The organism is Actinomyces sp. 2119, from assembly GCF_003591215.1.
Taxonomy (GTDB): domain Bacteria; phylum Actinomycetota; class Actinomycetes; order Actinomycetales; family Actinomycetaceae; genus Actinomyces; species Actinomyces lilanjuaniae.
The window spans coordinates 40,755-65,470 of record NZ_QYRR01000005.1; the positions used below are offsets into that span (position 1 = coordinate 40,755).

At 71.9% G+C, this 24,716-nt stretch carries 22 protein-coding genes and 2 riboswitches; of the genes, 14 read left to right on the forward strand and 8 right to left on the reverse strand.

What is annotated here, in order from left to right; all coding sequences use genetic code 11:
- Positions 1–83: 83 nt before the first annotated feature.
- Entirely contained in the window at positions 84–887 is an 804-nt protein-coding gene (locus D4740_RS06995) for a S9 family peptidase (protein ID WP_119836242.1), read from the reverse strand.
- A gap of 125 nt (positions 888–1,012) precedes the next feature.
- A riboswitch (SAM riboswitch) is annotated at positions 1,013–1,095 on the forward strand.
- Between the two features lie 8 nt (positions 1,096–1,103).
- Between D4740_RS06995 and D4740_RS07000 the strand changes: the two genes are divergently transcribed.
- The 3 genes from D4740_RS07000 to metE all read left to right on the forward strand — a co-directional run bounded on the left by D4740_RS07000 (position 1,104) and on the right by metE (position 5,682).
- The gene (locus D4740_RS07000) at positions 1,104–2,228 is read left to right on the forward strand and encodes a methylenetetrahydrofolate reductase (protein ID WP_119836414.1); all 1,125 of its coding nucleotides are present in this window, start codon (positions 1,104–1,106) and stop codon (positions 2,226–2,228) included.
- A 225-nt stretch (positions 2,229–2,453) separates the two neighbouring features.
- Positions 2,454–2,726 carry a hypothetical protein gene (locus D4740_RS07005; RefSeq protein ID WP_119836243.1) on the forward strand — a complete coding sequence of 91 codons (273 nt, stop codon included), beginning with the start codon at positions 2,454–2,456 and terminating at the stop codon, positions 2,724–2,726.
- A gap of 103 nt (positions 2,727–2,829) precedes the next feature.
- Positions 2,830–2,916, forward strand: a riboswitch (SAM riboswitch).
- 384 nt (positions 2,917–3,300) lie between these two features.
- Entirely contained in the window at positions 3,301–5,682 is a 2,382-nt protein-coding gene (gene metE / locus D4740_RS07010; protein WP_119836415.1) for a 5-methyltetrahydropteroyltriglutamate--homocysteine S-methyltransferase, read from the forward strand.
- A gap of 86 nt (positions 5,683–5,768) precedes the next feature.
- Here metE and D4740_RS07015 read toward each other — a convergent pair whose 3' ends face one another.
- The 3 genes from D4740_RS07015 to D4740_RS07025 all read right to left on the reverse strand — a co-directional run bounded on the left by D4740_RS07015 (position 5,769) and on the right by D4740_RS07025 (position 8,175).
- Entirely contained in the window at positions 5,769–6,707 is a 939-nt protein-coding gene (locus tag D4740_RS07015) for a copper homeostasis protein CutC (protein WP_119836244.1), read from the reverse strand.
- 136 nt (positions 6,708–6,843) lie between these two features.
- Positions 6,844–7,761 (reverse strand): cation diffusion facilitator family transporter, encoded by a 918-nt coding sequence (locus D4740_RS07020; RefSeq protein WP_119836245.1) that lies wholly within the window; start codon positions 7,759–7,761, stop codon positions 6,844–6,846.
- A 129-nt stretch (positions 7,762–7,890) separates the two neighbouring features.
- On the reverse strand, positions 7,891–8,175 hold the full coding sequence (locus D4740_RS07025; protein ID WP_119836246.1) for a YtxH domain-containing protein: 285 nt from the start codon (positions 8,173–8,175) through the stop codon (positions 7,891–7,893).
- A 234-nt stretch (positions 8,176–8,409) separates the two neighbouring features.
- Here D4740_RS07025 and D4740_RS07030 point away from each other — a divergent pair, with 234 nt between their 5' ends.
- Entirely contained in the window at positions 8,410–9,174 is a 765-nt protein-coding gene (locus D4740_RS07030; protein WP_205570073.1) for a VIT family protein, read from the forward strand.
- Between the two features lie 93 nt (positions 9,175–9,267).
- Here D4740_RS07030 and D4740_RS07035 read toward each other — a convergent pair whose 3' ends face one another.
- From D4740_RS07035 to D4740_RS07050, 4 genes are all read right to left on the reverse strand, one after another.
- On the reverse strand, positions 9,268–10,392 hold the full coding sequence (locus D4740_RS07035) for an App1 family protein (RefSeq protein ID WP_119836416.1): 1,125 nt from the start codon (positions 10,390–10,392) through the stop codon (positions 9,268–9,270).
- A 16-nt stretch (positions 10,393–10,408) separates the two neighbouring features.
- Positions 10,409–11,809, reverse strand: coding sequence for a glycosyltransferase 87 family protein (locus tag D4740_RS07040; RefSeq protein WP_396027234.1), 1,401 nt, complete (start codon positions 11,807–11,809; stop codon positions 10,409–10,411).
- 164 nt (positions 11,810–11,973) lie between these two features.
- Complete coding sequence (locus D4740_RS07045) at positions 11,974–13,209, reverse strand: MFS transporter (protein ID WP_119836249.1); 1,236 nt, start codon at positions 13,207–13,209, stop codon at positions 11,974–11,976.
- 80 nt (positions 13,210–13,289) lie between these two features.
- Positions 13,290–14,837 (reverse strand): hypothetical protein, encoded by a 1,548-nt coding sequence (locus tag D4740_RS07050; RefSeq protein WP_119836250.1) that lies wholly within the window; start codon positions 14,835–14,837, stop codon positions 13,290–13,292.
- A 207-nt stretch (positions 14,838–15,044) separates the two neighbouring features.
- Here D4740_RS07050 and D4740_RS07055 point away from each other — a divergent pair, with 207 nt between their 5' ends.
- The 10 genes from D4740_RS07055 to D4740_RS07100 all read left to right on the forward strand — a co-directional run bounded on the left by D4740_RS07055 (position 15,045) and on the right by D4740_RS07100 (position 24,656).
- On the forward strand, positions 15,045–15,965 hold the full coding sequence (locus D4740_RS07055) for a PP2C family serine/threonine-protein phosphatase (RefSeq protein WP_119836251.1): 921 nt from the start codon (positions 15,045–15,047) through the stop codon (positions 15,963–15,965).
- A 115-nt stretch (positions 15,966–16,080) separates the two neighbouring features.
- On the forward strand, positions 16,081–17,016 hold the full coding sequence (locus tag D4740_RS07060) for a DUF2993 domain-containing protein (protein WP_119837095.1): 936 nt from the start codon (positions 16,081–16,083) through the stop codon (positions 17,014–17,016).
- Between the two features lie 236 nt (positions 17,017–17,252).
- Positions 17,253–18,593, forward strand: a complete 1,341-nt coding sequence (locus D4740_RS07065) for a MoxR family ATPase (protein WP_119836253.1) — start codon at positions 17,253–17,255, stop codon at positions 18,591–18,593.
- A gap of 14 nt (positions 18,594–18,607) precedes the next feature.
- Positions 18,608–19,696 (forward strand): DUF58 domain-containing protein, encoded by a 1,089-nt coding sequence (locus D4740_RS07070; RefSeq protein WP_396027235.1) that lies wholly within the window; start codon positions 18,608–18,610, stop codon positions 19,694–19,696.
- 2 nt (positions 19,697–19,698) lie between these two features.
- Positions 19,699–20,220 (forward strand): alpha-amylase, encoded by a 522-nt coding sequence (locus tag D4740_RS07075; protein ID WP_119836254.1) that lies wholly within the window; start codon positions 19,699–19,701, stop codon positions 20,218–20,220.
- Positions 20,220–21,266 carry a VWA domain-containing protein gene (locus D4740_RS07080; protein ID WP_259390711.1) on the forward strand — a complete coding sequence of 349 codons (1,047 nt, stop codon included), beginning with the start codon at positions 20,220–20,222 and terminating at the stop codon, positions 21,264–21,266. The genes D4740_RS07075 and D4740_RS07080 overlap by 1 nt, the downstream gene beginning before the upstream one ends.
- The gene (locus D4740_RS07085; protein ID WP_259390712.1) at positions 21,263–22,345 is read left to right on the forward strand and encodes a VWA domain-containing protein; all 1,083 of its coding nucleotides are present in this window, start codon (positions 21,263–21,265) and stop codon (positions 22,343–22,345) included. The genes D4740_RS07080 and D4740_RS07085 overlap by 4 nt, the downstream gene beginning before the upstream one ends.
- Positions 22,342–23,259, forward strand: coding sequence for a tetratricopeptide repeat protein (locus tag D4740_RS07090; RefSeq protein ID WP_119836256.1), 918 nt, complete (start codon positions 22,342–22,344; stop codon positions 23,257–23,259). Before D4740_RS07085 ends, D4740_RS07090 begins: the two co-directional genes overlap by 4 nt.
- A gap of 95 nt (positions 23,260–23,354) precedes the next feature.
- Positions 23,355–23,873 (forward strand): NUDIX domain-containing protein, encoded by a 519-nt coding sequence (locus tag D4740_RS07095; RefSeq protein WP_119836257.1) that lies wholly within the window; start codon positions 23,355–23,357, stop codon positions 23,871–23,873.
- 45 nt (positions 23,874–23,918) lie between these two features.
- Entirely contained in the window at positions 23,919–24,656 is a 738-nt protein-coding gene (locus tag D4740_RS07100; protein ID WP_119836258.1) for a TetR/AcrR family transcriptional regulator, read from the forward strand.
- Positions 24,657–24,716 lie beyond the last annotated feature (60 nt).

Consider the following 24,716-nt stretch of genomic DNA (forward strand, 5'->3'; position numbering starts at 1 on the left):
GATGACAGGGCGGGGCTGACAGGGCGGGAGCCAGGGCCACCCGGGGTCCGCAGGGTGACCGTATCCGCTCACCTGGGTGCGGCTCAGCGCAGGTGTCGTGTCACCCATTCAGTACCCAGCCGAGCCACCTCCGCCTGGGCCTCCTGCGGGTGGTCCTTGCGTACCTGCACCAGCTGGCTGCCGTCCTTCAGGAGCGGGAAGCCCTTCTGGGCGTCTGCCGCGGTATCGGGCATCTCGTGGGTCAGCGCCCCGTAGATCATAAGGACCGGCCACGGAACCTCCGCCATGGTGGTGTGGGGCTCCTGCATGGAGAAGTCGGCGAGGGTCTCCTTGCTCAGCACGTTCCACTGGCGCGGGTTCGGGTTGTCGTCCACCAGCCGGGTCAGGCCGTGGCGGGCGAGCTCGTCGAGCTGGTGGGGGGAGAAGACCTGCTCCCACAGGACTGACTGGGGGCCGACCACGGCCCCTACCAGGACGGCGGTGCGTACCTGCTCGGGCCGGGCCAGGAGAGCGGCGGTCGCGCCGAAGCCGTTGGCGTGGATGGCCTGGCGGGTGTAGCCGCGCTCGGCCAGCCAGCCGGACACCGCCCTGAGGTCCTCGGCCTCGTTGGCCAGGGTGATGACGTCGTCGTCGGACTCGCCCAGTCCGGAGAAGTCGATGCTGAGGGTGGCCATGCCCGCCTTCTGGTAGCTGGCCGAGACCAGGTCCAGGCGCCCCTGCTCTCCGTGCCGGTCCGCGAGGAAGTCGTGGGCCAGCAGCACCACGCCCTCCCGGCGGGTCGGCACGCCCGTGCCGCTCTCGCCGTCCTGCGGCGGGGTGCCGTCGGGGCGGACGAAGGAGCCCACCAGGGTGACACCGCGCGGGGTGTCGATACGCACCATGCTCATGCGTACAAGCTTAGGCTAGAAGCTGGCGCGGGTCACCAGGTCGCGGAGGGCGCCCAGGGGAATTGCGCTTCCAGCGTGAGCCTGTAGCTGTGCCCGTGGTCCTGGGGTTCGTCTACCCTTGGGCTGTTCCATCTAGAGTGGCTGAGAGACCTGGCTCCGTGACGCCGCAGCAACCCCCTCCGGGTGCTTCCGCCAGGACCGATGGAGGGCCGCACCATGGACCGAGTGGACCGAGTGGACCAGTACGACGCAGACCTGGTTCCCGTGACCGGGCCGCCCCTGCCTGCAGCGGGGCCTGTCGCGCCCCAGCGGGCTGCGTCCCCGGGTGCCGCTGGTGCCGCGCTGGCCCCGGCGGGGCTGCCCTCGCTGTCCCTGGAGCTCTTCCCTCCCCGCCCCGGTGTCCATGCCTCGCAGACGTGGGGAGCGCTGGACCGGCTGCTGGGGGTGCTCCCCGACTTCGTCTCAGTCACCTACCGGCCGACCTTCGCGCCCGACCCTGACGGCGGCCCCGGGGTGTGCGCGGTGCGGGAGCACAACCCGGCTGAGGACGTCGTCACCCACGTGCTGGCCACCAGCCGGGTGCCGCTCATGGCCCACCTGACCTGTATCGGCTACCGCAGGCGCGACGTGGTGGAGATTGTGCGCCTCTTCCTGGGCTTGGGGGTGCGCCGCTTCCTGGCGCTGCGGGGCGACCCGCCGCGCGGGACCAGGGCGAGCGACGTCCCCGGTGAGCTGCGCTACGCCAGCGACCTGGTGCGCGTGATCCGCGAGGTCGAGGACGAGTACTTCGGTGACGGCGCCCGGCACCTGCAGGTGGCCGTGGCTGCCTACCCTGCCTGCGAGGACCTGGAGGCTGAGGTGGAGGTCCTGGCCGCCAAGCAGGAGGCGGGTGCCGACCTGGCCATAACCCAGGTCTTCTACGACGCGCAGGACTACCTGTCGCTGTCGCGTGCCGCTTCCTACAGCGGGGTGGTCATGCCTGTCCTTCCCGGCATCATCCCCCTGACGGACCTGCGCCGCCTGACCCGCCTGGAGTCGCTGACCGGTGTGCAGGTCCCGGCCGACCTGAGTGCCACCCTACGGCGGGCCGAGGGCGCCCAGGCTGTGGCGGCGGGGATCGACGCCACCCTGCGCCTGGCCACCCAGGTGCTCGACGGAGGTGCCCCCGGGGTGCACCTCTACACATTCAACCGGACCCGGCCCGCGCTGGACGTGGTCTCCCACCTGCGTCTGGGAGGGATCTTCCGGGGGCAGGAGCCCGACCGGGAGACCCAGCACGAGGTGGACCTGGCCTACCTCAACGCCACTCCCGGCGGGGACCGGCGTCCCTCTGTCTGGTAGGGGTCTGGTAGGGAGGGAGCTGGTGGGCGGGTAGAGCCAGGTCGTAGCGTAGGGAGGACCGTGGGGGCGAGACATATATGAGCGTATGAGCGCAGGCTGTCTTCGCGTCACGGAGGCGGCACCGGAGTGGTCCGGCGGGGCTGCCGGAGGTAATGATATTGCGGTGTTACCGTGGCAGGGCGGTTGACGCTCGTGTCACGTCATTAAGATGACAAGGAGATTCTCATGTTCTCTGTCCTCCGGGTGACCTCGTTGGTCGTGGCTAGCCTTGTCCTCGGCGCCTGTAGCGTGTTCCTGCTGTGTGCCGGGGCTGCCCTCGTCGCTCTTGCCGCTGATGCGTCGGTGTCGATCCCGTGGGTGTACACGGTGTGGCCTACCGAGGTGAACAGCTTGCCGGCGCTGAGCTTTGTCCCCCACGTCCGGGGTGCTGCCGGGCTGTCAGTCCTTGTCGCGGCTGCCTATGTCCTCTACCGAGTCCGTACCGCGCGCCCGCGCTGAGCCGCCCCATCGGCCGTCCATCGCTGTCCACCGTCCGGACGGTGTGTGGTGATCGGCGCGGCTGGGGTAGGGTTGGCCCGGTCCACCTAGGCCCGGTCCGGGCCTTCTATCCAGAGCGGCTGAGAGACGTGGCTCGGTGACGCCGCAGCAACCCGCCCCGGCAGGGTGCTTCCGCCACGACCGATGGAGAGGCGATGCTGCTCAGGCTACCCAGCACCGATGTCACGGGTGTGTTCGCGCCGCGGACCACCCCTGCCCCCGGTGGTCGAATGCCCGGGGCGGCGAGGACCTGACGCCGCCACGTCCCGGATACCCGGAAGCAGGAGAGCAGCCCCCAGCAGTGTCCAATGGTGACAGACAGTGCCTGAGGCGGTGCCGTTGCCCCAGCCTGAGCGCTGTGCTGGCCTGCGCCGTGCACCGGTTCCGTGGAGACCACTCCCGGCGGTTCCAGGGCGGCATGCCTACCGACATGCTTCCTGCGCCACCTGACCGGGCCGCTGTCCTCGTCGCCTGCCCGCTACCGGGCGTCGCCCACCGCATCCTCGTTCGTACCCTGCCCTGCAAGGAGACCCCCATGAGCGCCTCTGACACCCAGCCCACCGCACCTGCCCCGCTCCCCGCGGCCACCATCCTGGGCTACCCGCGCATCGGCCCCGACCGCGAGCTCAAGCGTGCCGTCGAGTCCTACTGGAAAGGGGCTGCCACCGCTGCGGACCTGCGCGAGGCCACCGCCAGCCTGCGCCAGGCCACCCGCGCCCGCCTGGCCGCCCTGGGCCTGGACGCCGCCTCCGCCGTCCCGGCCGACTCCACCCTCTACGACCAGGTCCTCGACGTCACCGCCGCCCTGGGCGCGGTCCCAGCCCGTTTCCGCGACCTGTGCGACGAGCACGGCGGCCTGGACCTGGACGGCTACTTCACGCTGGCCCGGGGGGAGGGGGACCGCCCGGCCCTGGAGATGACCAAGTGGCTGGACTCCAACTACCACTACCTGGTCCCCGAGATCGACCAGGACACCCCCATCAGCTACGTCGGCTCGGCTGCCGCTGGCACGGCCAGCCCCGCTGACCAGGTGCGTGATGCCGTGGCCGCGGGCACCCTCCCGCGCCCGGTGGTGGTGGGCCCAGTCACCTACCTGCTGCTGGCCAAGCCTAGCGACGACGCCGCCCCCGGTTTTACCCCCCTGGACCGCCTGGGCGACGTCATTGACGCCTACGGCCACCTCCTCATGGACCTGCATGAGGCTGGTGCCCAGTGGGTCCAGCTCGATGAGCCGGCCCTGGCCAGCGACTCCTGGGCCGTGGGGCGCGCTCGGGTCCTGGAGGCGGTGCGTGACGCCTACACCTGGCTGGGGGCGGTTGTGGAGCGGCCCCGCCTGCTCGTGGCCGGCTCCTACGGGTCCTTGGGCGACGCCCTGCCCGTCCTGGGGGCTACGCCCGTGGATGCCGTCGGCCTGGACCTGGTGGCGGGCGGCCTGCCCCACGACCAGGACCTGGCCGCCCTGGCGGGCAAGTCGGTGGCGGCCGGGGTGGTCTCCGGGCGCAACATCTGGCGCACCGACCTGGACGCCGCCCTGACTGCCTTGGAGCGGCTGCGTGATGCCCTGCCCCCGGGCACGCCGGTGACCGTGACCACCTCCACCTCGCTGCTGCACGTGCCCCACGACGTCGAGCGGGAGACCGCCCTTGACCCGCAGGTGCGCTCCTGGCTGGCCTTCGCCGACCAGAAGGTGGGTGAGGTGCAGGTGCTTGCCCGGGGGCTGGCACAGGGGCGTGAGGCGGTGGCCGCCGAGCTGGCCGAGGACGCCCGTCTGCGGGCTGAGCGTGCCGCCCACCCGGGGGTCAGCCGGCCGGAGGTCCGTCAGGCGGTAGCTGCGGTCACCGAGGCGGACCGCACCCGCGCCCCCTACGCCGAGCGTCAGGTAGCCCAGCAGGCGCGTCTGGGGCTGCCCGTCCTGCCCACGACCACCATCGGCTCCTTCCCCCAGACCTCCCAGATCCGCCGGGCGCGTGCCGCCTACCGGCGCGGCGAGCTCGACCAGGCCGCCTACGAGGAGGCGATGCGCGCCGAGATCGCCTCAGTGGTGCGTCTCCAGGAGGAGATCGGCCTGGACGTCCTGGTCCACGGTGAGGCCGAGCGCAACGACATGGTCCAGTACTTCGCCGAGCTCCTGGACGGTTTTGCCACCACCGAGCACGGGTGGGTCCAGTCCTACGGGTCACGCTGCACCCGTCCCTCCGTCCTGTGGGGCGACGTGGTACGCCCCGCGCCGATGACGGTGGCCTGGTCCTCCTACGCGCAGTCGCTGACTGACAGGCCTCTCAAGGGCATGCTTACCGGCCCGGTCACCATCATGGCCTGGTCCTTCGTGCGCGACGACGTGCCGCGCGCTCAGGTGGCCGACCAGCTCGGCCTGGCCCTGCGTGCCGAGGTGGCCGACCTGGAGGCGGCCGGGATCGGGGTCGTCCAGGTCGACGAGCCGGCCATCCGCGAGACCCTGCCCCTGCGTCGCGCCGATCGGGAGGAGTACCTGGCCTGGTCGGTGGGGTCCTTCCGCCTGGCCACCGGCGGGGCCGCCCCGGCCACCCAGGTCCACACCCACCTGTGCTACTCGGAGTTCGACGTCGTCATCGACGCCGTGGACCACCTGGACGCCGACGTCACCTCCATCGAGGCCTCGCGCTCGCGCATGGACATCCTGCCCGCGGTGGCCGAGCACGGCTTTGAACGCCAGCTGGGACCGGGCGTGTGGGACATCCACTCCCCGCGCGTGCCCAGCACCCAGGAGTGCGTGGAGCTGCTGGAGCGCGCGGTGGCGGCCCTGGGGGCGCAGCGGCTATGGGCTAACCCGGACTGTGGTCTCAAGACCCGCGGCTATGAGGAGGTGCAGGCCTCCCTGCGCAACCTGGTCCAGGCGGCCGCGCAGGTTCGAGCCGCGGAGCAGGCGAAGGACTCCTGAGGCAGGAGGAACCGTCTGGGCGGTCTTATAGGTGTGTGTGGCTGGCCTGTCCCAGGGCGGGTCAGCCACACCTGCCAGGCTCCGGCTCACGCGCGCGGCGGCAGGGTGACGGCCCGGGCTGCCTCCACGGCGCGGCGCACCATCTCCTGGTCAGTACGCTGCGGCTCCCCCGGGCCGATACCCGGTTGGGGGCAGCGCATGTGCACCTCCCGTACCCCGGTCGCTGCCACCAGGGAGCCAAGGCCCTCCGGGCCGATACCCAGCCCGCCGGAGGCTGCGATGACAGTGGGGCCGTCGCTAGTTGTCAGCCCGGCGATCATGGCAGAGGCCTCCTCCGGGGAGTCGGAGGCGCCAGAAGTGAGGACATAGTCCACGCCCAGGCCGCCCAGGTCGCCGTAGGCCTCCACCGTGTCCCGGCACTGGTCGAAGGCCCGGTGGAAGGTGACGGGGGCGCCGTCCGCCATGGACACCAGCAGCCGCACCAGCCCACGGTCCACAGCGCCGTCGTCAGTGAGCGCCCCGACGACGAAGCCCAGCTCGACGGCAGGTGGCAGGTGCGTGCCCGCACCCGCCACCACCTGGGGCCGGGTGAACTCCCCCATCTCCCGCGCCAGGGCGGCGATGCGTCGCACGTCAGCGATCATGGCCCGTCCCTCGTCGGAGTTGTAGACGTAGGGGCCTCCGCGCGGCCTGATGAGGACGCGCAGTCCGAAGGGCGCTGACTGCGCCGTCTGTGCCCAGTGCGCTCCCAGGCGTGTGCGGCGCTCCTCGACCTGCTCCGCCGCGGCGAAGATGGCGGCCTCCACGGTGCCGATTGACGGTGTGGTACCGGAGGCGGTGAGGTTCTCCCCGAGCTCTGCCCGGTCGGCCCCGACTCTTGCGGAGATGCGAACCCCCTCCACGTCCTCCACGCAGGTCTCCAGGACCAGGTGGCCCGGTCGGCGCCAGAAGGGAGGAGATGACGGTCGTCGTGCCGGGTGCTGGCGCAGTGACGGCGCCGACCTGGAGAGCCGCGTTGCATTCATAGGGTTGAGTCTGACATGTAACGAAGAATAAGGAAACTGGGGTGTCGGGTGGTGTTGGCTGCGGACCGCGGCAGCGGAGCGCGGCCATAGGCTGGCTGGTACGCGTGGACCCGTTGGCGCTGGGACGAGCCGGTCCCTAGACGTCAGCGACGTCCTCGTAGGACTTGGGGTCCTCGATAGGCTCCAGGTGGGCGGAGACCCGCAGGATGGGGTCGGCCGCGACGAGATCATCGATGAGCCGCTCGGTGAGGTCGTGGCCCTGCTTGACGTTCCAGGCTGCGGGGACCAGCACGTGCAGGTCCATGAAGCGCCGCGAGCCCGCCTCGCGCACTCGCACCGCGTGGAAGTCGATGGTGCCCGGCTGACGGTAGCGCTCCAGCACGTTATCCACCCTCGCCAGCGTCTGCGCGGACGGGGCCGCGTCCATGAGCCCGGCCACCGACTCCCTGACCAGCGCGAGCCCGGTGCGCATGATGTTGAGGCCCGCCAGCAGGGCCACGACGGCGTCGAGGACCGGGGCGCGGAAGACGGCGACCAGGCCCACCCCGAGCAGGACGGCCGCCGAGGTAGTGACGTCGGTGGCTAGGTGCCTGGCGTCGGCAACCAGGGCCGCAGAGCGCTCCTGACGGCCCTTGCGGTACAGGACCCAGGCCACGGCCCCGTTGACGAGGGAGGCCGCGACGCAGACAACCAGCCCCGTTCCCAGCTGCTCGGGCATGCGGGGGGAGACCAGCCGCTCCACTGCGGAGACGACGATGAGGGCGGAGGCGGCGAAGATCATGACGCCCTCGACAGCAGCTGAGAAGTACTCGGCCTTGGAGTGGCCGAACTGGTGGTCGTCGTCGGCCGGGCGGACTGCGATCCGCAGGACGACAAGCGTCGTGACGGCGGCGACAAGGTTGACCACGGACTCCGCCGCGTCGGAGAGCAGACCCACGGACCCGGTTAGCCAGGCGGCCATACCTTTGAGGGTGATGGTCGTGACCGCGGCGCCGACCGACAGCCAGGCGTAGGGGCTGAGGTCCTTCGGCGGAGCGTAGCGAGGTGGGCGCACGCCGCGATCCTCCCGGCTCACCCACGCCGACCGCAACCAGGGTTTCGGGAAGCCGTAAGCAACCTGGAGGATCCCCAGCGGCGACTACGCTGACGCTGACCTGCGCCAGCCAGGCGTGCGCCGACTAGACTAGGTGGCTGACGGCGTGGAGGAGGAGCCTGCTGAGCCTGCTGAGGAGGGGCCGAAGAGCCTGTCCTTGACGGCATCGGCTACCTTGTCCGTCACGGCTTCCCCCTGAGCACGGACCGCCTGGCTGACCCGGGCGGAGGCGGTGTCGATCTTCTGACGGACGAAGGGCTGCTCGGCCACCCGGGCCGCCGCGGCCTTGATGCGCTCGTACTGGGCACGTCCCGCCCGTGCCCCCAGGACGTAGCCGACGCCCATTCCGATGGCGAAGGGGATCTTTGTGGCCATGCGTGCCTCCTGGGCTCGTTGTGGCTGGACAGGTGCCGACTGGTCGCCTGTGTCCGCCGGGGGGCGGGCCAGCTGCTCGGGTGGGTGGGCGCCTCCTGTGCGCCCTGCTCCAGCCTACCGCGTCGCACCTGCTCCCACCGGGTGGCAGGCAGTGCCAGGCGAGGGCAGCCGAGCCTTTGTAAGGTAAGTTAACCTTTGCTATACAAGGGAATTTATCATTTCTACCATAGTGCTATGAGCGCTTTTGAGATGCTGGCACCCGGTAGGCGCGGTGAGCACGACCTGGAGGGCGCGGCCGCGTCGAACCAGGTGTCGCAGGCCTCGCAGCTCGCCTCGCGCCTCAACTGGCTGCGTGCCGGGGTGCTGGGGGCCAACGACGGCATCGTGTCGGTGGCCGGGCTCGTTGTCGGGGTCGCTGCCGCCAACCCGGGCGCGACCCGGGTGATCCTCACGGCGGCGGTCGCCGGCGTCCTGGCTGGCGCGGTCTCCATGGCGGCCGGGGAGTACGTGTCGGTATCGACCCAGGCTGACACCGAGCGGGCTGAGGTCGGCCGGATCCGGGCAGGGCTGGCCCACGACCCCGACGCGGGTCTGGCTGACCTGGCCTCCCGGTACCAGGACAGGGGGCTGAGCGCGGCCACGGCCCTCCAGGTGGCCCGCGAGCTGACCGCCCACGACGCCGTCGCCGCCCACCTGGAGGCGGGCCCGGGCCTGCGGGAGGACGACTACACCAGCCCCTGGGCGGCAGCGGCGGCGTCGGCGGTGGCCTTCGTCCTGGGGGCGGCCCTCCCGGTGCTGACGATCCTGGTGGTCCCGTCCCCGCTCGACGTGCCCCTCACCATGGCGGCAGTGCTGGCGGGCCTGGCGTTGACCGGCTGGGTCTCGGCCCTGCTGGGGCACGCCCCGGCGGGACGCGCTGTGGTGCGGGTCGTGGCTGGCGGGGCGCTGGCCATGGGGGTGACCTGGGGGATCGGCAGCCTCGTCGGCACAGCGGTGTGAGCCTTCCCGGCGCCCACAGCCGTGGGTCGACTGCCTGTGCCGGGCGTCTCCTGCAGGCGTTTCCGGGGGCCTCTCCCCCCGGGAGCGTGCGTCTCAGCGCCCGTCCACCAGCTCGGGAGGCAGCCGCCTGGCCAGGTCGTAGCCGTCGGCCCCCACGACAACGGGGACGTCGGCCTCCGCGAGGGTGCGCGACTCGGGGCTGATCCCCATCTGGGGGACGGCCAGGCCGCCAGCGAGCACCTGCTGCGCCGGGGTCAGCTTCCTGATGGCCACGGCCCGGACGCGCTCGGAGTGGTGCCGGGCCGCCTCGCCGTAGATGAGCGGGTCGTGCTGGCCGTCGTCGCCCACCAGCAGCCAGGACACCTCCGGCAGGTCGATCATGAGGCGACGCAGCTCGGTGCGCTTGTGCTCGATACCTGAGCGGAACCAGCCGGTGTTGGTGGGTCCCCAGTCCGTCATGAGCTTGGGTCCGTCAGGGAACCCGTGGCGCTGGAAGAAGGATCGCAGCGTAGGCAGCACGTTCCACGCACCGGTGGACAGGTACATCACCGGCGTTCCTGGGTGGCTGGCCTGGATCCGGGTGTAGAGCTCGGCCATCCCGGGGACGGGCTCGCGGGAGGAGGTGTACTTCACCAGCTGGTTCCATGCGGCCACCAGGACGCGGGGCACGTGGCTGACCATGGCCGTGTCATCGATGTCGGAGACGATCCCCAGCCGGGGGCCGGGTGGGACGACGAGCACCCTGGCGCGCACAGTCCCGGCTCCCGCCGCGTCGATCTCGACCGTGTGCCAGCCCGGCTCCAGGTCGTGGCCGCGCACGACGACGTCGACGTAGCCGCCGCGGTCCGCCCGGGTGCGCACGCTGGTTCCCCCGGCACGTACCGTGACCGGCAGGTAGGGGACGGGGGCGTCGATGAACAGGCGCCACCCGCGCTGGGCCTCCATGAGGCTGGTGACGGCCATGTCACGGGCCTGGGCCGCAGTGGTCGGCAGGGTCTCGGGCAGGGAGCTGAGCAGCGGCCCCTCGCTGGGCGCGTCCTTGGGACGCATGACCATGCGGGCCAGGACCCGCACCATGGAGGTTCCTGCGGAGCCGGAGGTGGTGCCGTAGCCGTCGTAGGGGATGACGCGGGGGTGCCATCCCCTGTGCCTGAGCACGGGGATCAGGTCGCGGTGGAACTGGTCCTCGACAGCGCGGGGGACGGCGGAGAAAGGCACAGGCACAAGGGGCATCCTAGGGGCAGACTGATTCTCCTGACTCCTGGGGGAAGAACTCCGCGTCAGTGCCACGGTGCCGACGGCTCAGTACCTGACCAGAGACGAGCCACAGGACGGCACCACTTCCCAGCGCCCACCAGGTGTAGCTCGAGCCCACCAGCTTGGCCCAGGCGGGCCAGTCCTGCTCCACGTGGTTCTGCTCGGGGAACCACCAGTGCGCCGCCAGGAAGAACACGACGGCTCCTGCGACGGATGCGGCCAGCAGGCCCGCGGAGCGCCACCGCCAGGCGGCTGCTACCAGCGACACGAGTGCCGGCAGCGCCCACACCCAGTGGTGCGACCAGGAGATCGGGGAGACGAGCAGCCCCAGCACCATGGTCACGCTCAGCTGGAGGGTCACGACCAGGCCCCGGGTCGGCGGTAGTAGCAGCGTGGTAGCCGTCGGCGCTGCTGGCGCGCCCGCTGACGCTGCTGGACTACCCGCCGGTGCCAGGGCGTCCAGGCGGCGGCACAGCAGCCAGGCGCCCAGGACGGCCAGGGTCGTGCCCAGCGCCCAGGCGGGGGTCCACAGCGACTCGGGCAGCGACCGGGCGACAGCCCCCTGGATGTTCTGGTTGCCGGAGAAGTCGCGGAACCCGGCCCGGCCGGTATCCCACATGGCCCAGGTGAAGAAGTCCCAGGTCTCCTCGGGGCTGGCCAGGGCCGCCAGCAGGGTCGCCCCGGCTGCGGAGGCCACCATGGTCGCGGCGCTGCGCCACTGCCTGCCCGCCAGGAAGACCAGGACGGCCACCGCCGGGGTCAGCTTGACTGCTGCGGCCAGCCCGCTGAGCACTCCGCGCCAGCGCGACTCCTCGGGCAGGACCAGCACGTCCACGGCGACCAGTGCCATGAGCACGGCGTTGACCTGCCCGTACTCCATGGTCTTGGGGAAGGGCTCCAGGACCATGACGGCCAGCAGTCCCAGCCACGGGGCCAGGCTGCGCGCCTCCCGGGCGGACAGGGCGTGCGGGAGCCAGGCATCACCTGGTGGGTCGGTGCCCGGTGCCCGGGAGGAGGGGGTCACAGGCGGGGAGGGGGGAGGTCCTCCCGGCGGTGGACGGTCTCGCAGGGTGTGCAGGACGGCCCAGGCGGTCACCGCGGCACACGCAGGTGTTGCGGCTACGAGCAGGGCGGTGGCCCACTCGTAGGTGAGACCGGTCAGCGGGACGAGGAGCCACGCGGCCAGGGGGGTGTAGGTGAAGGGCCACAGCTGTTGACCGGGGTTGGCGTACCAGCGGTAGAGGTCGCCGCCGTCCTGCCACTGCTCGACGGCGGCGTAGTAGACGTAGGAGTCCAGCTTGAAGACCCATGAGCCCGCGTCGGTCAGGGAGACGTAGGCGGCGACCAGGAGGGCCAGTCGCCCTACCTCCTCGGTCAGGGGCGAGCCGAGGGCCCGGTGCCGGAGGCGCCGGGCCACCCGCACGGTCGCTGCCTCTGCTGCGGGTGCCGTCGCCTGCCTCCTCCTGCGCACCCGAGGAGTCTAGGGCATCGCCTTGCCCGGTCTGCGCAGTGGGCAGGACGACGCCGCTGCCGGCCCTCCTGTCACTGCCCCTCCAGGGTGCTGCGGGTACGTGCTCCTCGTAGCACCCTGGAGCCCGCCACCGCGGCTGCCACGGCGGCCCAGGCGCAGGCTGCCATGACCAGGTAGCCGCCGCGTGACCCGGCCGCGTCGATGACGCTGCCAGCAAGCAGGGCACCTAGGGAGACGCCGATGTTGAGCGCGGTACTGACCCAGGCCAGGCCCTCGGTCAGCTGGGAGGCAGCTACAGTCACCTGGATGATGTTGTTGCCGTTGACGACCGTAGGGGCGATGGCCGTCCCCGTGAGGACCATGAGCACGCTCAGGACGACGAGGTTGGGTGCCAGGGCGAAGGTGGAGGAGCCCACGGCCAGCGCGACCACTCCCAGGAGGAGCCGGGTCCGCAGCGGCCAGCCCCAGGAGCGGGAGCCGTAGGCGAGGGCGGCGGTCAGGGAGCCCACCCCCCAGGCGGCCAGGATGACCCCTGAGGCGGAGGCGTGCCCCTGCTCGGTGGCGAAGGCGACGGCGGCCACGTCGTTGGCGCCGAACATCGCGCCGGACAGGAGAAAGACGGCGATGACCACGATGACGGCCCCGTGACGCAGCACGCTGTGGTGCGCGGCGCCTCCTGGGGTCGCTGCGCGCCCCGGCCTGCCGTGGGCAGCGGGCTCGGTGGCACGCTGGGACAGGAACCACGAGCCGCCGCCGACCTGCAGGAGCAGGGCCGCCAGCCATCCCGAGGTCACCGGCAGGACGGGGGCGGTGCACAGGGCAGTGGCCAGGACCGGCCCGATGATAAAGGTGACCTCGTCCAGGGCGGCCTCCAGGGAGAAGGCGGTGTGGGTCTCCTGGGGGGTGCGCAGGATGCCCGTCCACCGGGCCCGCACCAGGGATCCCATGGACCCGGCGAGGGCGCCGGCCAGGACGGCCAGGGCGACCAGGACAGCCAGGGGCGCCCGTGCCCCGGTAGCTGCAGCCAGCCCGGCCAGTCCGGCTGCTGAGCCCAGGACGGCGGGCAGCATGACCCGTGACTGCCCGTAGGCGTCCACCAGCCGTGCCAGCAGCGGCGAGCCCAGGGCCACGGCCACGATGTTTGCCGCACTGACGAGGCCGGCGGCGGTGTAGGAGCCGTAGGCGTCCTGGACGGCCAGGATGGTGGAGATTCCCGTCATGGACACGGGGAAGCGGGCTACCAGGCCCGCAGCGGAGAAGGCTGCGGCACCCGGGTAGGCAAGGATCCTGGAGTAGGAGGTGGTCATCTGGGGCAGGAGGTAGTCATGAGGTCACCGCTGAGCTCGAGTGAGGTCACTGCCAGGGGACCCGGCCCAAATGTGTGGTGTCAGCGCTGGGTGGTCTCGGAGGAGGCCCGCGACAGGGTGAAGCCCTGGCCCGTGACCTGGCTCCAGCACTCGATGCCCTCCTCGGAGGAGGTGCAGGCAAAGGTGTCGTTCTTCGCCGAGGCGCCGTACTGGAGGCTGGCGCCCGTGCTGGCGAAGTCCTCCCCGCAGGACCCGCTGGCCTCGCCCTCGACGCCGACGGAGGCAGTGAACGGCTCGCTGGAGCCGCTGCAGGAGGAGTCGTTGCCCACGAAGTCGTGGTCGTTGATCGTGCAGGACACGGAGTCCTCCCCCAGCAAGCAGCTAATGTTCCCGCTGGGCGTGGTGAAGACGCTCATCTCCAGGGCGTCGTCAGGAGCGGGGGCGCTCAGGTCCGGGGACGGTGTGGCGCTGGGGGTGGAGGAGGCCGAGGCGGTCGCGCTGGGGGACGCCGAGGGCGCGGCCTGTGTGGCCTGCTGCGCCGGGGCGGTGGGCTGCGAGCCCTGGGCGCCGGTGGAGGAGTCGTTCTCCCCGCCGGTCAGGATCCAGGTCATGACGAAGACCAGCAGGGCCGCGACGATGGCGGCGAGGATCCACAGGAAACGTCCAGAGGGACTGTCGGAGGCGGTCTCCTCGGCCTCTGCCGTCCCCACGCCGAAGACCGTCGCCTCCGCCGCCTCGGCGCCCGGTGTACCCCCCGGGCGGGCGGAGGTCGCGGCGTAGCCGGCTGCGGCCGTGGTCTGTCTGGGCCGACGAGGTGGAGCGGGCTGGTAGGGCTGCCCAGGCTGTCCGACAGCAGCCGGGGCGCCGGTCCCCAGGGCTGCGGGGCGGGCGGAGGCGGCGGCGACCGCCTGCGTGGGCGCCTCGGCTCCCGGCCGGGCGGGGGCGTGTGCCGTAGGGACGGCGGGTGCGGGGGAGGTGGGCGAGTACGCGGGTATCGGCTGCTGGGCGGCCGTGTAGGGCGGAGGCTGCTGCGGTGAGGCGGCGGAGAAGGCTGAGGTCTGGGAGGCCTGGGAGGTCTGGTAGGGCGAACGTGGCACCGGCTGTGGCCGGGTGGCCTCAGGGTCGGAGGTCGGCTGGGAGGGGATAGCCTGCGTAGCCTGGAGGTGCGGGTCGGGGGAGGCTGCAGGACCTGAGGCCTGGGTGCTGGGAGCGCCCCCGGTGCCCGGGGCGACTACTGAGGGAGCGGCTGAGGGGCTGCCCTGCCCTCCTGCCTCCCCCGGGCTGCTTGCGCCTGCGCTCCCTACGGTACGGGCGATGGTGTGGCCTGCGGTGCTCGGCGTCGCGACGGGGGAGGTCGCTGCGGGGGAGGCCTGGGGAGGCTGAGGCAGGACCTGCGTGGAGGCGGTCACGGTCCCGCCTGCCATCCCGCTGGCACGGGCGGCGAGAGCGGCGTCGACAGCGGGGTCGTCCAGTGTGCCCAGCCACTCCAGCAGCGCGGGGTAGGTCCGCGGATTGGCTGCGATGTAGGGACGCAGGTCGGGGTAGTTCTGCGCCAGCTGGTGCAGGGTCTCCAGAGGTGCGTTGGGGTCTTGCGCGCGAGCGGTCAGCTCGTCCTTGGCCTGAGGCATCCTGGGTCCTTCGCTGGTTCGGGGTACAGGGCGTACCGGGCTCCTGGTGCGGCGTGCGCCGGGAAACGACGTCCTGGGGCGGTGAGGGAGCGCTGCGCTGGGGCGGCTCCCCGGTATTGTCGCACCCGGACCGTTATACGGTGACCCAAGGAGCGCCCCGGCGCAAGACCTCACCCTTTGTGATCTCACCTCCGAGAAAGGGAGCTGATGGCTGATCCCAGCGATCCCAACCGTGCCGTCCCGGCCTGGGCCGCCGGAGTCGTGGCTGGTGCGGCGACCGACGTCGGGCGCCTGCGTGTCGTCAACGAGGACGGCTACCTGGCGGTCAGCCCCGCCTTCGTGGTCGTGGACGGCATGGGAGGTCACGCCGCCGGAAGAGCCGCGACCCAGGCGGCACTGGGGGTGCTGTACAGCCTGGCTGGCAGGAGAGTCACCCGTGTCGAGGAGGTGCTGCGGGCTGTGGCTGCTGCCCAGGAGGCGATCGTGGACATCCCCTCCCACGCGGCCTTCCTCCCCGGGGCCACGGTGGCGGGGGCGGTGCTGGCCGACCTGGAGGAGCCTCCTGCCGGGCAGAGCGCCCCCGACGGCCGGACTCACCTGCCGGAGCCCGTGGCAGCGGGGAGTCCTGCGGGAGCGGGCACGCGTCTGACCTGGCTCGTCTTCAACATCGGGGACGCCCGCACCTACCTGTTGCGCGACGGCGTGCTCAGCCAGCTGACCCGGGACCACTCACAGGTCCAGGACCTTATTGACAGCGGCTACCTCACCCCAGAGGACGCCCGCGTGGACCCCCGGCGCAACATCGTCACGCGGGCCCTGGGCGGAGGCATTGCCGACTCTGCCGTCCCCGACCTGTGCACCGTCCCCGTGGAGGCCGGGGACCGTGTCCTGGTCTGCTCCGACGGGCTGAGCGACGAGCTGGACGACGACTCCCTGGCCGTGGTCCTCACGGCGGGCTTCCCCCCGCAACGCACGGCTGACCTGCTGGTCGCGGCCTCCCTGGAGGAGGGAGGGCACGACAACACCACCGCAGTGGTGGTCGATATCGTTGATGTCGCCGACGGCGGTCGTGCCCGCGGCGCTGCTGGCGCTGCCGGTGCTACCGGTGCCGCAGCCGCAGGTTCTTGACGGGAGGTGCCCGGGAGGGCAAGGATGCCGCCGGGGTCCTGCGACCCGCCCGGGCGCGTGGACCCCGACGAGCCGGGAGCGTGACGCGGCCCGTGAGTAATGGCAGCAGCCGACGGTGAGGGAGCGCAGGCACGTGGTAGCAGCAGGGCTAGACCCCCGGTACGGCGAGGCGACCAGGGCGGTGGGCGGCGACCCTACCCGGGGCCGTCCTCGTGCCGGTCGGCGACGCCGGTGGCCCGTCGTCCTCCTCGTGCTGCTCCTGGTCCTGGGAGGTGCCGGGGTCGCTGCCGAGCACTACGCCCGGGGTCGGGTGGAGACTGAGGTGCGTGACGCGCTGCCGGGCCTGAGCCAGGACGCCAAGGTCACCACGGAGGGGATCGTGCTGCTCCAGGCCGCTCAGATGTCGTTGAGGAGCCTGGACGTCACGGCTTCCAGCCTGGCCCTGGAGAGCGCAGGGGGCGCTGGGGCCGGGGGGCGTGGCAGTGAGGGCCAGGGCGAGGACCAGGGCGAGGACCTCAGCCTGGCCGACCTGAGCGTCTCGATGAGGCAGGTCGGGCTGCGCGCCCCGGTCACGGCTGCCAGCGTCGACATCTCGGCCACAGTTCCCTGGGAGCAGGTGGGTGCCGCGATGGAGGAGGCCTCCTTCCCGGGGGTCTCCTTCCCGGGGGTCTCCTCGGACCTCTTCTCGGGCACTGACGTCGCTGTGACCGCCGACCAGGTCGGCACCTCGGCCCAGGACCCGGGCTCCGCCACGGCGAGCGCCTCGATACTAGGGCAGGAGGTGGAGATCGGGCTCGTTCCCGCCGTCGGTGAGGACGGGGGACTGGCGCTTGACATCACCTCGGTCTCCCTGGGTGGTTCCCAGGAGGAGACGGGCACTGGTCTGGGGGCGGTCGGCGACCTGGCTGCCTCCCTGGCCCTGGAAGGGTCCCAGGTCGAGGTCCCGGCCGAGCTCCTGCCCGGCGGGCTGGGCCTGTCGGGGGCGATCGTGGCCCCGGAGGGGCTGCGCGTCCGCCTTGAGGGCGAGGACGTGGCGCTGTCACAGATGTGACCGAGCGCGCGCGTGGGGTGTCGCACTGTGCCCGGCGGTGTCGGGACGTGCCTGCGTGTGGCACGCTGGGGGCGCCCTGCCCGGGCGGCGGCTCCTGCCTGGTGCCTGCCGCGTGCTGGTGGGGCCTGGTCCTGCGGGCGCTCCTGCGCTGCGAGGACCAGCAGGCGCCGGTCGTGCGGGGCCTGCGGCAGCACGCGACCGGGCAACCGAGCAGACGCTGAGCACACAGGAGAGCCATGAGCACGCAGCCTGACCAGACAGGTCCCGCAGACCTGCGTCAGGGCTACCCGGCCCAGCGCCAGCCGACGGCCGGTACCGGTGGTACGGCAGGCGCGGCCGCCCCGAGCCAGGCCCCGTCGGCTAGGCCCGAGGCGGATGTGGGATACCCCGTCGGCCCTGCTGCCCCACCGGGCGCTCGGACGCCTACCGCCCAGCAGGCTCCCGGGACGGTGGCCCCGCCCGTGCCTGCTCCCGCCTCCCCGCCTGCTCCCCGGACCGCGCCTGCTCCCGCTCAGGGGGGCGGAGCTGTGACCCCGCCTACCCGCTCCCGGGTGCCCCAGCACGCAGGCGCCTCCTCCCACTCCCAGGGCTCTAGGGGGGTCACGGAGGCTGACATCCAGCGTGCCGGGACGCTGCTGGACCGTGTCGCCCGGATCTTCTCCCAGCGCGTCGTCGGGCAGGACCAGCTGCGCACCGTCCTGGTCACCACCCTGGTCTCGGGCGGCCACGTGCTGCTGGAGTCCGTGCCCGGTCTGGCCAAGACCACGGCCGCCCAGACCCTGGCCTCAGCGGTGTCGGGCTCCTTTCGCCGCATCCAGTGCACCCCCGACCTCATGCCCAACGACATCGTGGGCACCCAGATCCTCAACTACGCCACCGGCGAGATGACCACCCAGCTGGGGCCCGTCCACGCCAACATCGTCCTGCTGGACGAGATCAACCGCTCCAGCGCCAAGACACAGTCGGCGATGCTGGAGGCCATGCAGGAGCGGCAGACCTCCATCGGCGGCGTCGTCTACCCCCTCCCGCAGCCCTTCATGGTGCTGGCCACGCAGAACCCCATTGAGGAGGAAGGCACCTACGTCCTGCCCGAGGCCCAGATGGACCGCTTCCTCGTGAAGGAGGTCCTGACCTACCCGCGTCCCACCGAGGAGGTCGACGTCCTCGACCGGATCAGCGACGGCTCCTTCGACAGGCCGGTTGTCGAGGCACCGATCTCCACCGATGACGTCGAGTGGCTCCAGGCCACGGCAGAGCACGTCTACGTGGACCCGGTCATCAAGCAGTACATCGTCGCCCTGGTCAACACTTCCCGCGGGGGCGGCCCCCGCCCGGTGACTGGCCTGGACGCCCAGGTGCGGGTGGGCGCCTCGCCGCGCGGGGGCATCGCACTCATGAAGGTGGCCCAGGCGATCGCCCTGCAGGAGGGGCGCGGCTACGTCATCCCCGACGACGTGCGCCTGCTGCGCCACGCCGTGCTGCGCCACCGCCTGGTGCTGACCTACGACGCCCTGGCGGACGCGGTGGCCCCCGAGTCGATCATCGACGCGATCTTCGCAGCCGTTCCCACGCCGTGAGCCCCGTGACGACCGTGCAGCAGGAGACGCAGGAGGCAGCCCCTGGGCAGGACCCGGGGCCTGCGCAGCCCTTCTCCCAGCCCCGTTCGCCCAGTCAGGGGGGTCGGGCGCAGCGCCTGCGCGCCGCCCTGTCCCTGCCGACCCTGCGGCGGGCCACGGGGATGCTTGACGGGCGCCACAAGTCGGTGTTCCTGGGGCAGGGGCAGGACTTTGACGACATGTCCTTCTACCGTCCCGGCGACGACGTCTCCGACATCGACTGGAAGTCCTCGGCGCGGGTCGGCTACCCGGTTATCAAGCGCTACCAGCGGGAGTCCTCCGTGCCGCTGGTGCTGGCGGTGGACACTGGGCGGACCATGGCCGCCCAGACCCCCCACGGGGACGACAAGCGCGACCTGGTCCTGGGGGTCGCTGAGGTCTTCTCCTACCTGGCCCGTATGCGAGGCGACCCGGTGGGCCTGGTCGCGGGCGACTCCAGGCGCATGGTCTCGCGCCCGGCACGCTCGGGCGCCAAGCACGCGCAGACGCTGCTGGCCCTCCTGTCACGGGCACTGTGGTCCCTGGACGCCGAGCAGGGCGCCGGGCGAGATACCGGGTGGGATGCCGGGAGGAAGGAGGCCGTGGCACGGGGCTCCTCCCGCCCGCGGTCTTCGGGGGCGCCGGGTCTGGCTGCCGACGCCCCGGCCTCCAGCCTGCCAGTGGTCCTGGAGCGGGTCTCCCGCTGGCACCGGCGCCGCAGCCTGGTGGTGCTTGTCACCGACACCGCTCACCCCGGTGAGGACTGCACGGTCTGGCTGCGCCGCCTTCCCGCCCAGCACGAGCTGGTGGTGGTCCAGGTCGAGGATGACGACCCGCTGCGTGAGGGAGCTGGTCGGGCGCACGACGTCGACTCGGTGGCCGAGCTGCCTGCCTTCCTGCGTTCGGACCCCCGCGTGGCCGCGGAGGTCGGCCAGGCTGCTCTGGCCCGCCGCCAGGCTGCGGCCTCCCTGCTGGAGCAGCGCCACATCGAGTCGGGCGTGGTGGACTCCGGGCAGACTCTCATCGACTCGGTGGCCGAGCTGCTCATGCGGGAGCGGGCGGCCGTGGCCCGGGGGAGGAGGTAGCCGTGGAGGCTGTCCCCCCCGTCCTCATGCCGGCGTGGGTGGCGCTGGTAGCGGCACTAGGCGCCGCCGCCGTGGCTATCTGGCTGCTGCGCACCTTCCTGGTCACACGCCGCGACCTGTCCCTGGAGGTCGGAGACATCCCCATGGCTGCCGACGAGCGGCAGCGCTGGGGCGACCAGCTGACGACGATCACCTCCCGCTGGGAGGCCGGGGAGCTGGACCTGCGTGGGCTGCACCTGGAGCTGGCGTCCCTGGTGCGCGGCTTCGCCCAGGCCCGCTCCGGGCAGGAGGTGACCACGGCGACGGTCACCGAGATCCTGGACATGGCTGACACGAGCGGCCCCCGCGCCGTCATGGACAGGCTGCGCCGTGCCCGCCGGGAGGGACGTCCCGTGGACACCAACCCCCTGGGCTACGTGGGCGAGCTCCTGGCAGTGTGGGAGCAGCCCTCCTTCGACCGGGAGCCTGAGGCGGCCGCCCAGGAGGCCATCGACAGGGCGGGGTGGGTGGTCTCCCAGTGGTGATGCCATGGCTGTTCTGGCTGCTGCTCGTCGTGGCGGCGGCTGTAGCGGTGCTGGCGGCGGTCAGGCCGGGCGGGACCGGCCGCCGCAGGGAGGCGGAGCCGCCGCGACGGGTGGCTAACTCTGCGGGCATGTTTCTCCTGCCCCGGGTTCGCTCCCGCGTGCGCCAGCAGCGCTGGCTCCACGCCGGGGCAGGGCTGCTGGTCCTGATCGCGCTCCTGGCCGCAGCGGGGGTCTCGGCCCGTCCGGTCTCCGAGGTGGAGCGCTCTGACCGTCTGGCCAACCGCGACATCGTCCTGTGCCTGGACGTGTCCACCTCAATGATCACTATCGACGCCTCTGTGCTGGAGACCTTCTCCGAGCTGCTGGACTCTTTTGACGGGGAGCGCGTCGCCCTGGTGGCCTGGAACTCCACGGCCCAGACGATCGTGCCGCTCACTGACGACTACGACCTCCTGGGCCGCCAGATGGAGGACCTGGCCGACGTGCTGGACATCGACCCGGCCAACCCCACCTCCCGGCAGGTCACCGCCTACGAGGACGCGCTCAGCGGCACCATGAGCTACTCGGTGGTGGGCTCCTCCCTGGCCGGCGACGGCCTGGCCTCGTGCGCCATGGCCTTCGACAATCAGGGGCTGGAGCGCTCCCGCTCGGTCGTCCTCGCCACCGATAACCTCATCATCGACCCCGACGGGGAGCAGATCTACAGCCTGGCGGACTCCGTCCAGGTCCTGGGGGAGCGCTCCATCCGGTTGTTCTCTGTCTACGGGACCGATCCGGACCAGTACGACCTGTGGGTCACCGAGAAGACGCCGGAGGAGGCGCGTGGGGAGCTGGCGACGCTGACGCAGGACAGCGGCGGCCGCTTCTACGACGTCGAGGACTCCGGTACCGGGGGCGACATCGTCAGGCAGCTGGAGGAGACCCAGGTCGCCGAGCTGGCCGGGGGCGTGGAGACGCGCCGTACCGACACCCCCGAGCACCTGGCTGCCGTCCTAGGTGCGGCTGTGGTGGTTGTCCTGGTCCTGGCGGCGTGGAGGCGACTGTGACCCTTCTGCCGATGCTTCCCTGGCCTGTCCTGGCCCTGGCGGCGGTCCTGGTCGTGCTGCTGCTGTGGCTGGCGCGCGCCCGGCTGGACGGCGCCCGCGCCGAGCCTGCCGCCTACCGCTCCTGGTGGAGGCGGGTGGCGCTGGCCTGCCTGGTGGTCCTCATCCTGGTCGGCCCGGCGCTGCGTAGCACGGAGTCCGTCAGCGTCTCCAACGTGGAGGTCTACCTGCTGGTGGACCGTACCGGCTCCATGGCGGCGGAGGACTGGGCGGGACCAGCCCCCGACGGCGTGGCCAGCCCCGCTGCCACTCGCCTGGACGGTGTCAGGGCCGACCTGGCCGCTGTGCGCGAGGCCCATCCCTCTGCCCGCTACTCGATCCTGGCCCTGGACTCCGCCGCCGCCGTCGAGCTTCCGCTGAGCAACGACGTGGACGCGGTAGACGCCTGGGTGGGGTCGCTGACCCAGGAGGTCACCGACCGCTCTACCGGGTCCTCCCTGGATACCGCCCTGCCGCTGCTGGGCCAGACCCTGTCGCGCTCCTACGAGGAGGACCCTGACGCGATCCGCCTGGTCTATGTCCTGTCCGACGGTGAGGACACCGACGGCGGAAAGGGTGCCCAGGAGGCGGCCGAGGGCGGGTGGACGTGGCAGTCCCTGGCCGGGGTGGTGGACGGCGGGGCTGTCCTGGGGTACGGGACTGCCGAGGGCGGCCCTATGCGCTCCTACGACGGTACTGCCGCGACGGGCGAGCACACCGACGCGGACTACATCATGGAGGACGACGGTGGCCAGCCCGCTGTCTCGGTCATCGACGAGGAGCGGCTGGGCTCGGTGGCGACCTCCCTCGGGCTGGACTACCTCCACCGGACCGGGGGCAGTCAGGACGACCCGACGCAGGTCTTTACCGACATCGACCTGGAGGCGGTCGTGTCCGACGGGCAGGCCTCGGGCCGGGCCAGGCGCTACGTGGTGTGGCCGCTGGCCCTGGCCGCCAGCCTCCTGCTCGTGTGGGAGGCTGGCGATCTGGTGCGCGCCGACCGTCGGCTGCGTGCCCTGACCGCGGGGAGGACAGGGACGTGAGGATCCGACGGAGGGCAGGGGCCGGCGGCCCCGGCAGGCGGGACGGGCAGCGGCAGGAGGGGCCGGAGGACCCGGCGCGTCGCACGGCTCGCCTGCGTCGCCGTCGTCGGCTGCTGCTGGTGGGGGCGCTGCCCGCCACCGTCCTGGTGGTGCTGACGGCGTGGTGCCTGGCGGTGTTCGGTCTCACGCTGGCGGCCGGGCGGGCCTACACGGACGGCGACTATGAGACGGCCTCCTCCCGCTACCGCCAGGTGGCTGCGCTCAACCCCTGGCTGGAGCAGTGGCGCGTGCACTACAACATCGGTACCGCCCTGTACTCCGCCGGGGACCTCACGGGCGCCCAGGGGCTCCTGGAGACGGCTCTGGAGGAGGTGCCGCAGGAGGAGTCCATTGATCCCGAGACCGGCTACAAGCCCGCCGACTCCCCGGAGTGCCGAGTGCGCTACAACCTGGCCCTCACTCACCTGGCTCTAGCCGCCCAGGCCCAGGATGAGGGCGGGACGCAGGCCTTTGAGGAGCACGTGGGCGCTGCGGCCCGGGCTGCCGGGGAGTGTGAGGTGCCCTCGCCACAGTCCGCTGACGACCCCAGCCAGGATCCCAGCGCCTCCCCCTCTGGCACCCCCTCCGGGGACCCGGGGACGGCCGAGCCGCAGGAGCAGCCCTCCTCCGGCGGAAGCTCCGCAGCGACCCCGTCGCCGGAGCCGGGCTCCCCCACGCCGACGCCTTCTGCCGAGGCCTCCCCGCAGACCTCCTCCTCGGCGGGACCCTCCCAGGAGGCCTCGGTGAGCCCCTCGGCAGACCCTGACGACGAGCGGGAGCAGCGCCTGCGCAACCGCAACCAGGGATCCCCTGAGGGAGGCGGCACCGTCGTGCCCGGGGACGACCAGGACGGCTCCGACTACCGTCCCTGGTAGGTCTTGGCAGGACTTGCCAGGCCGGGCTGGGCGCTGCCAGGTCCTGGCAGGAACCTGGTGAGTGCTGGGCAGGCGTCAGCGGGTAGGCTCGGCGCGTGCCTGCCATCTCCCGGCTCTCCCGGCTTGTCGTCGCCGCTGCCGTGGTCGACTCCCTGTCTGAGCCCACGGCGCTGCTGTGTGCAGCGCGCTCCTACCCGCCCGAGCTAGCGGGACGCTTCGAGCTTCCCGGGGGCAAGGTGGAACCGGGTGAGACCCCGACCCAGGCGCTGGTGCGTGAGCTGGCTGAGGAGGTCAGCCTCACGGTGCGCCTGGGGACTGAGCTGGTGCCGCCTGCTGGCCGGGCTGCGGCCCCACCGTGCGCGTCTCCCGCCCAGCCGTCGGCTGCTGCATATGGCGACGACGCCCCGGCCTGGCCGGTGACCGCAGGGCTGCGGATGCGGGTGTGGCTGGCCGAGCCGGCTGACCACACCGACACCGGGACGGCAGGAACGAGCCACCAGCTGCTGGAGTGGACCGCCCTGGACGTAGTGACCGGCCTCCCCTGGCTTGAGGCTGACGTCGCAATCATTGACACCCTCTTGGAGGAGCTGGGGCGCCTGCCACGACGTTTTTGATGACGTTCCTAGCCAAGCCGTCATCTTGTGGGTTAGGCTGACCTCATGCCGAAGATTACGGGGGGCTCGCTGGCCGAGCACCGCAAGCGCACACGCAGCGCTCTGTTCGAGTCGCTCTCCGAGCTCCTGAGGCAGCGCAGCTTCGACAGGATCACCCTGTCGGACGTGGCCGCCCACGCCGGTGTGGGGCGTACCGCCGTCTACAACCACTTCACGGACAAGGAGGACCTCCTCCTGGCCCTCATGGACTACGAGGCCCAGCGCTACGCCGAGGAGCTCTCCCGCGCGCTGGCGGGCACCAGGGACCCTATCGACCGCCTGCGCGTCTACGTGCGCCAGCAGGCCCTCATCAAGCCTCATTACCACTTCCCCACCACCGGCCCGCTAGCGAGCTCGGTGTCGCGCAGCGCCGCCAGTCGACTGCGGGCGCACGGCACCCTTCTGACCCAGATGCTCTCCTCCATCCTGTCCGAGGCGATGGCGCAGGGTCTCATCCCCCAGCAGGACCCAGCCCACGTCATTCCCCTTATCCACGCCACGGTCATGGGCGGGCGCCCCACCCCCTCCGACCCGCAGGAGCGCCGCGCCTACCTGGACTCCCTGGACACCTTCGTGCTGCGTGCGGTGGGGGCGGCCCAGCCTGACCACGAGGTCCCGCGTATCCCCAGCCCGCACGGGACCGAGGCCGCTGACGCCCCCGGTAGCCAGAGCGGTCAGGTGAGCGGGTCCGCAGCAGCCTGCGGAGCCGCCTCCACAGCGCCCCAGGGGACTCAGGCAGGCTGAGGCAGCGGATCGGGCCGTGGTGGTACCGGTGCGCAGCCGCTCTGGCAGACTGTCCCCGTG